14 protein-coding genes are annotated in these 14,013 nt (G+C 29.7%); 2 read left to right on the forward strand and 12 right to left on the reverse strand.

Annotated elements, in window-relative coordinates; genetic code table 11:
* Window positions 1-2 precede the first annotated feature (2 nt).
* Together Q0678_RS04020 and Q0678_RS04025 are read right to left on the reverse strand one after the other, a co-directional pair.
* Window positions 3-1,082: an efflux RND transporter periplasmic adaptor subunit gene (locus Q0678_RS04020; protein WP_299054275.1), complete on the reverse strand. Its 1,080-nt coding sequence runs from the start codon at window positions 1,080-1,082 to the stop codon at window positions 3-5.
* A 60-nt stretch (window positions 1,083-1,142) separates the two neighbouring features.
* Window positions 1,143-2,453: a TolC family protein gene (locus Q0678_RS04025; RefSeq protein ID WP_299054278.1), complete on the reverse strand. Its 1,311-nt coding sequence runs from the start codon at window positions 2,451-2,453 to the stop codon at window positions 1,143-1,145.
* 198 nt (window positions 2,454-2,651) lie between these two features.
* Between Q0678_RS04025 and Q0678_RS04030 the strand changes: the two genes are divergently transcribed.
* Complete coding sequence (locus tag Q0678_RS04030; RefSeq protein ID WP_299054281.1) at window positions 2,652-2,969, forward strand: hypothetical protein; 318 nt, start codon at window positions 2,652-2,654, stop codon at window positions 2,967-2,969.
* Window positions 2,970-3,044: 75 nt separating this feature from the next.
* Window positions 3,045-5,129 carry a TonB-dependent receptor gene (locus tag Q0678_RS04035; RefSeq protein WP_299054284.1) on the forward strand — a complete coding sequence of 695 codons (2,085 nt, stop codon included), beginning with the start codon at window positions 3,045-3,047 and terminating at the stop codon, window positions 5,127-5,129.
* Window positions 5,130-5,192: 63 nt separating this feature from the next.
* Here the strand turns inward: Q0678_RS04035 and Q0678_RS04040 are convergent, their stop codons facing one another.
* From Q0678_RS04040 to Q0678_RS04085, 10 genes are all read right to left on the reverse strand, one after another.
* A complete protein-coding gene (locus Q0678_RS04040) occupies window positions 5,193-5,333 on the reverse strand; it encodes a hypothetical protein (protein ID WP_299054290.1) in 141 nt (46 codons plus the stop codon).
* Between the two features lie 44 nt (window positions 5,334-5,377).
* Window positions 5,378-6,835: an FAD/NAD(P)-binding oxidoreductase gene (locus Q0678_RS04045; protein WP_299054293.1), complete on the reverse strand. Its 1,458-nt coding sequence runs from the start codon at window positions 6,833-6,835 to the stop codon at window positions 5,378-5,380.
* A 69-nt stretch (window positions 6,836-6,904) separates the two neighbouring features.
* Window positions 6,905-8,026, reverse strand: coding sequence for an ABC transporter permease (locus tag Q0678_RS04050; protein ID WP_299054296.1), 1,122 nt, complete (start codon window positions 8,024-8,026; stop codon window positions 6,905-6,907).
* A 34-nt stretch (window positions 8,027-8,060) separates the two neighbouring features.
* A complete protein-coding gene (locus tag Q0678_RS04055; RefSeq protein WP_299054299.1) occupies window positions 8,061-9,167 on the reverse strand; it encodes an ABC transporter permease in 1,107 nt (368 codons plus the stop codon).
* The gene (locus tag Q0678_RS04060) at window positions 9,164-9,892 is read right to left on the reverse strand and encodes an ABC transporter ATP-binding protein (protein WP_299054965.1); all 729 of its coding nucleotides are present in this window, start codon (window positions 9,890-9,892) and stop codon (window positions 9,164-9,166) included. The genes Q0678_RS04055 and Q0678_RS04060 overlap by 4 nt, the downstream gene beginning before the upstream one ends.
* Entirely contained in the window at window positions 9,892-10,794 is a 903-nt protein-coding gene (locus tag Q0678_RS04065) for an ABC transporter ATP-binding protein (RefSeq protein ID WP_299054301.1), read from the reverse strand. The genes Q0678_RS04060 and Q0678_RS04065 overlap by 1 nt, the downstream gene beginning before the upstream one ends.
* Entirely contained in the window at window positions 10,794-11,231 is a 438-nt protein-coding gene (locus Q0678_RS04070; protein ID WP_299054304.1) for a hypothetical protein, read from the reverse strand. Before Q0678_RS04070 ends, Q0678_RS04065 begins: the two co-directional genes overlap by 1 nt.
* A 5-nt stretch (window positions 11,232-11,236) precedes the next feature.
* The gene (locus Q0678_RS04075; RefSeq protein WP_299054307.1) at window positions 11,237-12,121 is read right to left on the reverse strand and encodes an HlyD family efflux transporter periplasmic adaptor subunit; all 885 of its coding nucleotides are present in this window, start codon (window positions 12,119-12,121) and stop codon (window positions 11,237-11,239) included.
* Window positions 12,122-12,131: 10 nt separating this feature from the next.
* Window positions 12,132-13,382 carry a TolC family protein gene (locus tag Q0678_RS04080; RefSeq protein ID WP_299054310.1) on the reverse strand — a complete coding sequence of 417 codons (1,251 nt, stop codon included), beginning with the start codon at window positions 13,380-13,382 and terminating at the stop codon, window positions 12,132-12,134.
* Between the two features lies 1 nt (window position 13,383).
* Window positions 13,384-13,995, reverse strand: coding sequence for a TetR/AcrR family transcriptional regulator (locus tag Q0678_RS04085; protein WP_299054313.1), 612 nt, complete (start codon window positions 13,993-13,995; stop codon window positions 13,384-13,386).
* Window positions 13,996-14,013: the final 18 nt, after the last annotated feature.

Below are 14,013 nucleotides of genomic sequence, written 5' to 3' on the forward strand. Positions count from 1 at the left end.
AGTTATTGAATTGTAATTTTAGCACCATTAAACAATTTTCCTTTGGCAGAAAGAATGTAAGATTCTCCTAAAGAAAGACCCGATAATACCTCTACTTGATCTCCGTATGTTCTACCCAATCGCAACCATCTTAAAATGGCTGTTTTGCTTTCACTTACTGTATAAATACCTGCTAATTGACCGTTTGTTACAATAGCAGTTTCTGGTACTAAAACCATGCTTTCTTTTAATTTTTTATGCACCGGAAACTGAACCGTTGCAAACATTCCAGATAACATATTGGCAGGTTTTTTTGCCAATTCAATTTTTACCAAATATTGCCCACCTGTATATTTTGCAGAAGTACTTACTTCTACTACTTTCCCGGCAACTGTAGCGTTTATAGATTTTACCAAAACACGTACTTGTGCTCCGTTTTTAATTTGTGCTATTTCTGTTTCTGGAACCATGGCCACAACTTCAAAATCTGTCGGATTTTCTATGCTAATTAATGGCATACCAGGAGAAGCCATATCGCCATTTTCTATGTTTTTACTTGTAATAATTCCACTAAATGGTGCGGTAATATTGCTATATACAAATTGTGCGTTTACTTCATTTTTTTGCTGATTGGCTGCTTCAAGAGCTGCTTTTGCCATTTGGTAATTCACCGTCATGTCATCCATTTCTTTCTGACTAACACTGCTTGTTTTAAAAAGATTCTGAAAACGCTTGTAGTTTTTTTCTGCGTTCTTAAAAGCAACTGTTGCTTGAGTAATTCTTGCGTTTACTTGTGCTTTTTTAGCTTCTAAATCTGCATTGTTAATAGATACAAGCAATTGTCCTTTTTTAACTTTATCACCAATAGCAACATGTACTTTATCTACAGAACCCATCATTCTGGTACTAAGAGAGGTACTATTAACGGCTTGTATTTTTCCGCTTACAGACAAATAAGAACTGTTTTGTTGCTCTGTAACATTAGCAACATTTACAGAGATTGCTGGTGTTGTATTTGCAATGGCTTTTTTGTCTTCGCTACCACAACTTGTTATAAACAAAGATGCAGATGTTACGATTAAGGTGTATAAATATTTTTTCATTGTTGGTGTTTGTTTAAGTCTAAATTTTAATTTTTGGTCTCTATTTTCTTATTTCTCTTCTTACTCTTTGGTTAAAAAGTCTAAATAAGCTTGGGTAAAATTATATTGATAAATTGTTTGATAATACGCCAATTCTTTTTGTGCAAACTGTGTTTCTGACACTAATAAATCGGCCGTTTTTTCTAAACCTTCTTTAAATCTATTTTTTCTAATTCTTAAAGATTCTTCAGATTGCTGCAAGGCTAATTTGTTTAATTCTAAGCTGTTTTTTGCATCTGCTAATTGTCTTTTTGCTTTCTGAAACTCTAAATTGCTTTTAGCAACATATTGATTGTAAGACAACTTCGACTTTTCTAGAGCTGCTTTGCTTTTTTGTGCTTTTCCAAAACGTTGCGATCCTTTAAAAATATCCCAACTTAATTGTGCGCCAATTAAGTATCCGCTTGCGGCTCCTTGCAACAACTTATTATCATACATTTCATAACTTCCAAAGGCATTTAAACGAGGTAAAAAAGCCATTTTATCTGCTTTATTTAAAGCTTCATATCCTTTTTTAGCCAATTGCATTGCCTTTATATCTGCTCTGTTTTCAGAAATAAGTATCGGTTCTTTATCAAAAGAAACAATCGTTAATTCTTCAGACGGTTTGTATACAACATCTTCTTTTGTATTCATCAAAAAAGACAAATAATTAGAAGCGTTTTGCATGTTACTTTTTGCAACTTGTAACTGATTTTTAACTTCTGTAACTCTTATATCTACACTTAAAACATCTGCTTTTAACATAAAACCTTGCTGTAAGTTATTGGTTGCAATTTTCTGATGCACCTCAGCAGTTTCTAATGCTTTTTCTAACACATCTATTGCTTTATATGCCAACTGCAATTGCATATAGGCTTGCAATACTTCTAGTGCCATGTAATCTGTGGTTCTTTCTGTCTTTAAAGACATGGCTTCCATTTTAGATTTGGCTGCTTTTCTTTGATAAAAACCATCTAAATTGATTAATGGTTGCTGAATTTCAATCTTAGTTGCAAAATTCTGAGTCTGTGTAGGATTGTTTAACAAAGCCGGATTAAAATCATTCTGAGTTAAAATACCCTGATTTAATTTTGAACCAAAAGCCATTAATGGATTTGTGGTAGAAATACCTGTATGGCTAGCTGTAATATTTGGTAAAAAAACTGCGTTGGTTTGTTTGTAATCTGCTTTTGCAGCATAAAACTCTTGTAACGAAATTTTTAAACCTAAATTATTTTTCTTTAGGTTTGATATAACTTCTGCCTTGCCAATAGAAATAATTTCTTGTGCTGCTAAAGAATTAGATAACACTAATAAAATTATTGGAATACTTTTAAGTATATTTTTCATTTGTATTGTTTTTACTACCACAAAATTAAAGTGTTTAAACACTTCTTTAAGTAACATTAGTTACACCTAAATTTTAATTTTTATAACTATATTTGTTTCGTAAAAGCATCGAAATAAAAAATTATTTACTTGGTTTTTCTAACTAAAAATAAAACCCTTTTTTACGCTATTTTTTTAAGCAGCCTTGTCTTATATAATATGCTAAGAGTTTCTTTTACATATCTGTATTATACTGTTGATCCTATTGGTTTTATTGAAGAGTTGTGTGAAAACAAAGACCAACCAGAATTACAATGTAACGGTAAATGTCATTTAAAAAAAGTTACAGAAAGCAGTAAAAACTCAGAAAAAGCACCAACTCAAATAATTGATTTTAAAGATGTTTTGCTTTACAAACAATCTAATGTTAGTAGTATTGCAAAAGTTGATTATACCTACAGCAAAACCTTTTTTAATGCTAAAAATCACTACAAATACTTAGCAATAAGCACTAATTTTCGTCCACCAGAAGTCTAGTTTTTATAAAAAAATAAATACTCCTTATCAAAATATAAGGGTATAACATCTTATATAAAAACTAAATAATTAAAAATGAAAATAATTTTTAGCGCGCTCTTGTGCGCATTAATAAGTGGTGTTTCTTTTTCACAAGAAAAAAAGGATTTAAAAAAAGATACCCTTAAAAGAATTCAGTTAGACCAAGTAATCGTTACCGGAAAACTAAAAACAGACCCGATACATACTATTGTGTCAAATAAATATGATAAAAACGTTGTACAACCTAAAAATGTTGCCGATTTATTTAATAGTATCAACGGATTTTCTGTAATTAAAAGAGGTAATTACGCAATTGACCCTTCGTTTAGAGGTAGCCAATATGAACAGTTAAATATACAATATGATGGTGGTACAAAAGCGATGCATGCATGCCCAAATAGAATGGACCCAATTACAACTCATATCATTCCTGAAGAAATTTCGAAAATAGAAATTATTAAAGGGCCTTACACAGTTCGATATGGCGCAACTTTTGGAGGTGTTATTAATATGGTATCAAAAAAACCAAATTACTTAGAAAATGGGTTTCATGGTAAAATATCATCTGGATTTGAAACCAACGGAAACGCCACCGTAAACATGTTACAGTTACAATATATTAAAGAAAAGTATGATGTAGTAGGTAATTTTGGATATCGCAATTTTGGAAACTACCAAGATGGAAGCAATATAGAAATACCCGCTTCTTTTTTAAGTACAGATTATGGCTTAAAAATGGGGTATAACTTTACAGATGCAGAGCGTATACAAATTCAATGGAGGCAATCTTTTGGTAGAGATGTTTTACATGCCGGTTTGCCAATGGACACTGAATATGACAATAGTAGTATTGCATCAATAGACTATAAAAAATCTGATTTAAAAGGGGTTTTTAAAAGCATCTCTGCAAAAGGATATTATAGTTTTGTAGACCATTTAATGACCAATACTAAAAGACCTACTTTTATGATGATGGAAGCCTCATCTGCTGTTGAAGCAACTACAAAAGGAGGAAAAATAGAACTAAATTGGCAACCGTCTAAAAATATTGATATTTTTAGTGGTGTAGATGCTATGTTGGTTCATAGAGACGGAGACAGAAATCGTGTTGTAAAAATTATGAACGGCAATACCTTGCCAACTCCAAAAGAATTTAATGACAAGGTTTGGCAAGATTCTTATGTAAATGATTTCGGTGTTTTTACAGAAGCAAAGTGGTTGTTTAAAGAAAATCATTTAATTACTGCAGGTATTCGATATGATAGAGTGGTTTCTGATATTAACGATCCAGAAGCAGATTTTGCTGCTCTTTATAATTTAAGACAACGAACAGAAAATAATATTAGCGGTACTATTTCTCTCAAAAAAATTATTTCTAATACTATAACTTTAGAGGCTGCTTTTGGGCGTGGAGTTAGATCTGCAAATATGATAGAACGTTTTATCAATCATTTTACAATAAACCAAGATCCTTATGAATATATAGGAAACCCAGATCTAAAGGCAGAAGTTAATAACCAGTTTGAAATTGGCTTTAAAGCAAAAAACACTAGCAACAATATTAAGTTTGCAGGTTCTGTATTCTATTCTGATTTAGAAAACTTTATTGTTGGTATTGTAGATCCTTCTAAAACTAGAAAATTTATGCCCACAGCACAACCTGTAAATCCGAAGGTATTTAGAAATTTAGACAGTGCATACAAGACAGGTTTCGAGGCTTCTTTTGAGGCTAATTTTTTAGAAAATTATTTTGTAACCTCTGAAATGGCATATGTATATGCTAAAAATAAAGATTTAAATGAATCTTTGCCTTTAACACCTCCTTTAAATGCACGTGTTATTTTTGGTCTTAAAAAACCAAATTATTGGGCAAATTTACAATACAATATTACCAGTAGCCAAGATGAAATTGCACCTAGTTTTGGTGAAACAAGAACAGAAGGGTATCAAACATTAGATGTTCGTTTTGGATTTACACCTTTTAAAAATGCAAGTCTTGGTGTTGCTGCTATCAATGTTTTTGATAAAACATACCGCAATCATTTAAACTTCAGCTTTAACAACCAAGCTGGTTTTGAGAACACACCAATTACAGAACCTGGTAGAAATTTAACCGCTTTTTTTCAGTACAGTTTTTAAACAAAAATTGGGCATTAAAAAATTAATGCCCAATTTTCAACAACTAAAACTAAATAAAACTTGTTATTTCTTTTCTACGCGTGTTCCACCATGCCCGCTTGCAACCACAAACATAATTTTAAGACTTAAATAGATAAACTTAAAAAACTGAATAATTGGGTTCATCATTTTAAAGCGCTGGTATTTTGATATTCTTTGTGTCATTCTACTAATTTTTATAAGTTATTTAAACATTTTAACCGTTTATATTATTCTGGAATTAACCACCAAAACGGACGCATTTTAGCTTTGTAGATAAAAGCATAATGCAATGCTAACTTTAGCCAATGCCCTGCTAAACCTATTTCACCAAAAGTTTTTCCTAATTTTCTCCCTTGTGTATTTGGGTATTTTTCATAATCTGGCACAATAGGATATGTGGTAATACTAACACCGCTTCCTTGTGTAAGCCCGTAACCAGCAGAAGCTATACAAGCTGCACCCATATTGCCCAAACTACCTTTATGACTTAAAGACTCTTTACCACTTTTTATTGTATCTATAATATTGTCTGCAACCAATTTAGCTGTAATACCAGAAGGCATACCTGTTCTGGGAGGTGCAGGAGAAATAACAGTTCCGTTTTTACTTTTTCTAGGTTTAGAAATTGCATGCGGAGGCGCAAAGGCAATACCTGGCGCAAAAATATTTTGATAGGTTGGATTTTGATAGGTTTCTGGCCAATCTTTTACAGACCATTCTTCATAAGGTTTTGGTGTATAATCGGCATCTACTATCATAAACCCTTTAAAGAGTTTTTCTGTAATATCATTTTCATTTTTATCAAAAGCTTTAAAACCGTGTCCAGAAAATGCTGGAATCAGCATAGCAAAATCATAGGTCTCTGTTTTATAGCTACCCTCTAAGTTCTCATAATGAGCAATCCCGTCTTCAATTTTATTTACACCGGCTCCTAAAATCCACTTAATGCCCCTGTCTTCAAAAATCATTTCTACCATTTCGTAAGACTTTAGCGTCATGCTACCATAACTTAATAGCATTCCGTCCATTCCAAAATCTCCTAATTTATGTTCGTTTGAAATCCAAGTAATCTCTGCCATCTCTCTTACTTTATGACGACGTAATTCTTGTTCGACATTTAAAATATACTCAAATGCTGCACCCTGACAAGTAGAAGAGCCATGACCTGTACCAATAAGAATTTTTACTTTTTTACCAGTTTTCATCTCATCAATCAATGCTTTTAATCCATGCCAAGCATGATCTGCATGACTGTAGGTGCAAACAGAATACGTTCTGTTTTCTCCAGGAATTAAACCTTCTGTTGCCTCAAAATTTAATTTTGGACCGGTTGCATTTATAAGATAATCGTAGGTAATTTTCTCTTGTTGCCCTTTTTTATCTCCAGCAACATATTCTGACAAAACATAAGGTTTGGGTTGATTTTTATCACCTTCCGGAAAAAATGAAATAGCCTTGGCTTGTTTGTATCCAATTCCTTTCTTTTTATACAAAGGTGCTAATGGAAATAAAATTTCTTTAGATTTCATTCTACCAATTCCAACCCAAATGTTTGAAGGTATCCATTGGTAATTGCTATTCGGAGAAACTACAACAACTTCGTGTTCTTTAGATAGTTTTCGTCTTAAATGTGATGCTGCAACATGTCCTGAAATTCCAGCACCTAAAATGAGTATTTTTGACATTTATTTTAATTTTCAATAAAATTAAATTTATCTAAAATACTACACAGCTACTTTTGTTACATAAGAAATTTAAGTTGTTTTCTTATAACTCCAAACTGCTAAACCATTCATAACAATTGCAAATAATAGCGTTTTTATTAATTGAGGTAGTATATCTATAAAACCAGAACCCTTTAACATAACCATACGCATAACCTCTACAAAATATTTTATCGGGTTAAAGTCTGTAATTGTTTGAGCCCATTTTGGCATACTTTCAATAGGAGTAAACAAACCACTCATCAAAATAAAAATCACCATAAAAAACCACGCAATAAACATAGCTTGTTGTTGTGTATCTGTAAAGTTAGAAATAAACAAACCAATACCCAAAACCACTAAAATATAGATAGTTGTATAAAAATACATTAACAACAAACTACCTACCATTGGAACATTAAAAATTATTTTTGATATTAATAAACCAACGGTCAAAATACCTAAACCTATTACCCAAAAAGGGAATAATTTACCGATAATAAATTGACTTTTTTTGATAGGTGTAACATTAATTTGTTCTAAAGTACCTATTTCTTTTTCTCTAACAATGTTCATTCCAGAGAGAAAAAGTGTAATCATAGTAACTAATAACACCAAAATACCAGGCACCATATACGTTTTATAATTCAAACTTTTATTATACCAAAACAAGGGAATTGTAGTAATTTGGGTAGATGAATGCTGCCTGTCGCTAAAGTGAGTAACATCAACTTTTAGATTCATATTAAAACTATTGATAATTTGTGTAATATATACGTTTTCTAAACCAGCTGCCGCCCCATCAATTGCATTTATAGTAAGTCCTAAAGATGCATTTTTTTCTTTTAAAAAATCTCTTTCAAAATAAGACGGAACTTCTAAAACAACATCTATTTCACCTTTTAATACAGCTTGATTTGCTAATGTTTGTGAAGGAAAATCAGTTATTAAATTAAAATAAGTTGAACCCTTAAATTTTTCTATCAAAGCTCTTGATGTTGTTGAGTGATCTTTATCAATATATCCAAATTTTATATTTTTAACATCAAAAGTAGCTGCGTTTGATAAAATTATCAATTGAATTAATGGTAATACAAAAATAATTGGCAACATCCCTTTATTTCTAAAGATTTGCTTAAATTCTTTTTGAATTATATACAGTATTATTTTCATATTTTTTTTAAAAATCTAACTTCAGGAAGCTATTTTACTCTAATCTAATTTTATATTTCTTTACACTTACTCCAATAAAAAGAACTGCCATTCCAATTAAAATTAGAGTTTCTTTCCAAACAAATTGCAAACCAACACCTTTTAGCATAACTGCTTTAATAATTATGATAAACCATTTTGCTGGTATAATATTACTGATTACCTGTAACGGCAAAGGCATACTTGTTATTGGAAATATAAAACCCGAAAGTAATATTACAGGCAACATTAAACCCATTAAAGAAATCATCATTGCGGTTTGTTGTGTTGCAGAAATAGTTGATATTAAAATACCTAATGCTAATGCTGTTATAATAAATAATACGCTTTCTATTGCTAGTAAAAAGAAACTACCATAAACAGGCATTTTAAATATAAAAATGCTTAAAACTATAATAACTATTGCATTTATAATTGATAAAAAAATATAAGGAAATACTTTTCCTACAATTACTTGATTGGGTTTTAATGGCGATACTAATAAAATTTCCATAGTTCCTATCTCCTTTTCTTTCGTGATAGAAATAGAAGTCATCATTGCAGAAACTAACATTAAAATGATAGTCATAACACCTGGCACAAACATATATACACTTTTTAGTTCTGGGTTGTAAACCATCCGTGTTTTTGGTTCAATTTTATAAGCCTTTAAACTACTTGTAGTTTCTTCTTTTAAATAGTTTTGAAGAATTGCATTTATATAGTTACTAATTGTATTTGCAGTATTTGGGTCTGTTGCATCTGTAATTACCTGTATTTTAGCATTTTTTTTTGTGATTAAATTTTTACTAAAATTTTTTTCAAAATTCAATACTGCTTTTACTTTTCCTTTTTTAAATATTCTTTCAATATCTGATTCTTTCTCTATAAGTTGATTGATATTAAAATATTTAGATGCCGATATTTTATGTATAATTTCTTGTGTTGTTACTTCTTTAGATTGGTCTAAAATTGCAATTTCCACATTATTAATTTCGTTTGTAATTGCAAAACCAAACAATAAAATTTGAGCAATTGGCATACCAAAGAGGATAAACAAAGAACGTTTATCTCTAAAAATATGGTAAAATTCTTTTTTTACAAAGCCTATAAAACGTTTCATCCTCTTGCCAATTTTAAAAACACATCATTCATATTTTCAACATTAAAGTGTTCTTTTAATTTTTTTGGCGTGTTTAATGCTTCAATTTTTCCATTAACCATAATAGAAACCCGATCACAATATTCTGCTTCATCCATATAATGCGTGGTTACAAAAACGGTTGTTCCTTTGCTTGCTGCTTTATAGATAAGTTCCCAAAACTGACGTCTTGTAATCGGATCAACACCACCTGTTGGTTCATCTAAAAAAACAATTTTCGGATTGTGAATTAGTGCTACAGAAAAAGATAATTTTTGTTTCCAGCCCAAAGGCAAAGAACCTACCAAAGAATTAGTCACTTTTTGCAACTCTAAATCTTCAATTAAAGAAGTCGTTTTTTCTTTGATTATTTTTTTTGACAAACCATAAATTCCTCCAAAAAAAGTAATGTTTTCTTTTACAGTTAAATCGTCGTATAAAGCAAATTTCTGACTCATATAACCAATATTATTTTTAATTTCTTCTGCTTGTGTAAAAACATCAAAACCTGCAACTAATGCTTTGCCTTCATTTGGTTTAGAAATACCTATCAACATTTTTATTGCAGTAGTTTTACCTGCACCATTTGCTCCTAAAAAACCAAATATCTCACCTTTTTCAACTTCAAAAGAAATTTTATTAACGGCAACAAAATCTCCAAACAATTTGGTTAATCCTTCTACTTGTATAACTTTGGTATTGTTCATCATTTTGCTAATTCCATAAAAGTATCTTCAATAGTAGCTATTGTTTTGTCAATTTTTAAATTAGATAAATCTTTAGACCTTAAATAGGTTTTCAATTCATTAGAATTAAAATTTGTTCTAGTATCAGTGTAATGTACAAACTCGCCAAAAGGATACACACTATGGCTAAAAGGATATTCCTTTAAGTAATTTATAAGTTGATACATATTGTTAGCACTTACATTATAAATTTGTTTTGTATAATGTTTTACAATTGCCTTTGGCGTATCAACTTCTAAGATATTCCCATCTTGAATTAATGCAATTCTATCACACAGAGCAGCTTCATCCATATAAGGCGTAGAAACTAAAATAGTTATATTTTTATCTTGCAAACGTTTTAGCATTTCCCAAAATTCTTTTCTAGAAACAGGGTCAACACCAGTAGTGGGCTCATCTAAAAACAACACTTTGGGTTTGTGAATTAATGCACAGCACAAAGCTAACTTTTGTTTCATACCACCAGATAACTTTCCTGCCCTTCTATCTTTAAATGGCGCTATTTGAATATAGATTTCTTTTATTAAATCATAATTCTCTTCAATTGTTGTTCCAAAAATAGTGGCAAAAAACATCAAATTTTCTTCAACTGTTAAATCTTGGTATAAAGAAAATTTACCAGGCATATACCCTACACATTTTCTAATATTTTTATAATCTGTAACAACATCAAAACCTGCAACTTTTACAACACCTTCATTGGCTACTAAAAGTGTTGTTAAAATTCTAAACAATGTTGTTTTTCCTGCTCCATCAGGTCCTATTAATCCAAAAAGTTCACCAGGTTTTACATCAAAAGAAATATTTTTTAAAGCATTTACTTTATTGTAAGATTTTGATACGTTAACAATTGATATACTCATTATTCAAAATAATCTTCATATTTATTAATATGATCCTTAATACTTTCTTTTATTTTTAATGCTTCTTTTATTGTTTTCACTTCAGATAATATATTTATTTTTGCCAATAATGGTAAGAGCCAAATATGTAAATTATCATGAGAATCACCTTTCATTGTGCAGTTTTTAATCACATAATTCTTATCATTATTAAGTTTTTGTGCTAATTGATGATATTCAGATAGGGTATTCGTTTTTTGTTCTTTAATACTATTTTTCATTTTCTGCACGCCTTCATTCGTTTCTGAATTGGCTTGCCACTTGGCATCTGTATCTAGTTTAATTTCTTTTACCCAAGTATTGGCATACAGGTTTTCTGTATCTATGTTTTCTTGTTTTTTACTTTCTTTGCAACTAACTAATGCAAATAGTATTAATGTAAAAATTATAGGTTTCATCGTTTTTATTTTATTAACCACATTTCTGCTGGCATTCCAATTTTTAAGCTTCCATCATTTATAACATTAACTTTGACAGCATAAACTAAAGCTACTCTTTCTTCTTTTGTTTGAATAATTTTAGGGGTAAATTCTGCTTCTTTAGAAACCCAACTAATAATACCATCAAAAGATTTCATTTCTTCATGTGCATCAATTTTAATGGTAACTTTTTTTCCAATTTTAATTTCCGGTAAGTAGGTTTCGCTTATAAAAACACGCAATTGCATTGTACTTAAATCTGCAATTTTATAGAGTGGTTTTCCAAAAGCAGCAATTTCATTTGGCTCTATATATTTGGTCAAAACAGTTCCATTTAATGGATTTATTATTTTACTTTTTTGTATTTTATCTTCAACCTGTTTTAATTGAACATCAATACTTTTTAACTCGTTTACAACAGGTAAATTTTGTAATTCTACACTTTTAACTTGATTAACAAGCACATCTATTACTCCAGAAATATCATCTAACTGTTTCTGTGTAGCTGCGTTGTCTCTAATTAAATTTTCTATTCTTTTTTTATTAATTTCTGCAGTTTTTTGCCTCGATTTTAATACTGATATTTGAGATAAAACACCTTTAGATTTAGAACTTATTAACGATTTTGAAACTATTAATTGTTCACGTTTTAAAGCCAATTGTATAGTATCTATAAAACCTACAAATTGATCTTTTTTTAATTGATCGCCTTCACTAACTGAAAACTGAACTAATTTACCACTACTTTCTGCCGAAATTGTTATTTCAGTAGCTTCAAAATTCCCATAGCCATCTGCTCTTCCGTTTTCGTTTTCACAAGAAAACAAGCTAATGATACTTAATCCTAATATGTATTTATAGTTTTTCATTTTTTAATATTTATTCTCCTTTTATTGTGTTGTAATTTGCTTTAGCTAATTGAGCTTGAATTTTATGTTGTAACAACGTATTTTCTGCTTCAAATAATTTGGTGAATTCTGTAACATACTCAGAAGATGTTATGACACCGTTTTTAAGTTGTGCATCTAACGTTTTTAACACTTTTGTACGAAGGGTTATAATTTTTTTATCTGAATTTATAATTGCTACTATTTTTTCAATTTCTTTTTGCTGCTTGCTTAGTTCAATATTGGTATTTAGCTTAAAAATTTCAGTTTCATTTTCAATGAAATCCTTTTGCATCGCTATTGTTCTTTGTTGTTTTTTATTTATATTCCAATCAAAAACACCCCAATGAAATTTTACACCAATTGTATAAAAAGTTTGAAAAGAATTGTCTAACATATTTAACCCAGGATTCCCATAACCACCGGTTAAAAAACCATTTAATTTTGGTGAATTAAATTTAGAAACTCGTGCTTCTTGATTCTTAATTTCTTCCTTTTTTAATTGAAACAACTCTAATTCTGGTCTGTTTATTTTGTTTTGAAATTGGGTTTCAATTAATGGAATTTCAAATTGTACTGAACTATTTAAAGGTTGCCCAATAAGACTTGATAAGGTTTCAATTAAAGAAAACTTACTACTTTCTACTTCTATAAATTGTTGTTCAATTTTTAATAATTCAGCTTCCAACACATTATCTGAAGCAGGTAATAAAACCCCATTTTTTATACCTGATTTAACTTCTTTTAACTTTGTTTCTAATTGATTTTTTTTTGCCATCAACAATTTAAAACGCTCATTTTTTAATAAAACAGAAAAATACAGTTGATTAATTTGACTTTTTAATTGATAAATAGAAGCATCAAGTTGTTTTTGATTCGTTTTTAACTGGGCTTCTTTTATCTTTAAATTCGCAGCAGTTAAACCTCCATTAAAAATCAACTGATTTATAGAAAATGTTGCACGATATTGGTCATTATTTAAAGGTGTAATACCTGCCATTGCCAGAGGAAATTGAATAACATCAGATTGATAGGTTATTTGTGCATCTATACTGAACTGTGGCAGCTTTGTATTAGATATTATTGCTTTATCAATTTCATTTTGATTAACTAATAATTGCTGTTTTTTTACCAAAGGGTAATTAGTTTTTAGTAAATAATAACAATCATTTAAAGTGATTTTTTCTTGTGAAGACAATGAAACACTAAATATGATTATTAAAATAAATGTTATTTTTTTCATCTTATAATTTTATAGAATTAATGATAAAATTTGCAACGGCTGTTTTACGTTCTTCTATAATTGCTTTAAAAGCAACGTCATCTACTTCAATTAAACCCATAATTAAAGGTTTCGCTATAAAAGGAAATACATTTAAAGACAAAATATTTATAAATAACTGCGTTGCATCAATTTGTTTTATAGATCCATTTTGCACTTCAAAATCAACTTGTTTTTTAAATTTTTCAATATTAGGAAACGCTTTATTTTCCTTCATTTTTAAAATAAACGCAGGATTTTTATTTAATTCTTGAATTACAAAATTTGGTAAATACGGATGCTCTGTTATAAACGTAATATAATTGGATGAAAAGTTTCTGATCTTTTCTTCAATAGAAGAGTCGTCATTTAAAATAGTGTTTAATTGAGGAGCTAATAATGAAAATGCATTTTTAAAAACAGCTTCAAAAAGCAATTGTTTATTCCGATAATAATAATGAAGCATTGCCTTATTAATGCCGGCTTTATCTGCAATTTCCTGCATACGAGCACCATCCATTCCTTTTGTTTGAAAAATGGACTTAGCCGCTTCTAAAATTAAACTTTCTGTAGTATCATTTTTTTTATTCTTCATAATTAACTTTACGGTTTA

Origin of the sequence: uncultured Polaribacter sp. (assembly GCF_947497125.1) — a bacterium.
Classification (GTDB): domain Bacteria; phylum Bacteroidota; class Bacteroidia; order Flavobacteriales; family Flavobacteriaceae; genus Polaribacter.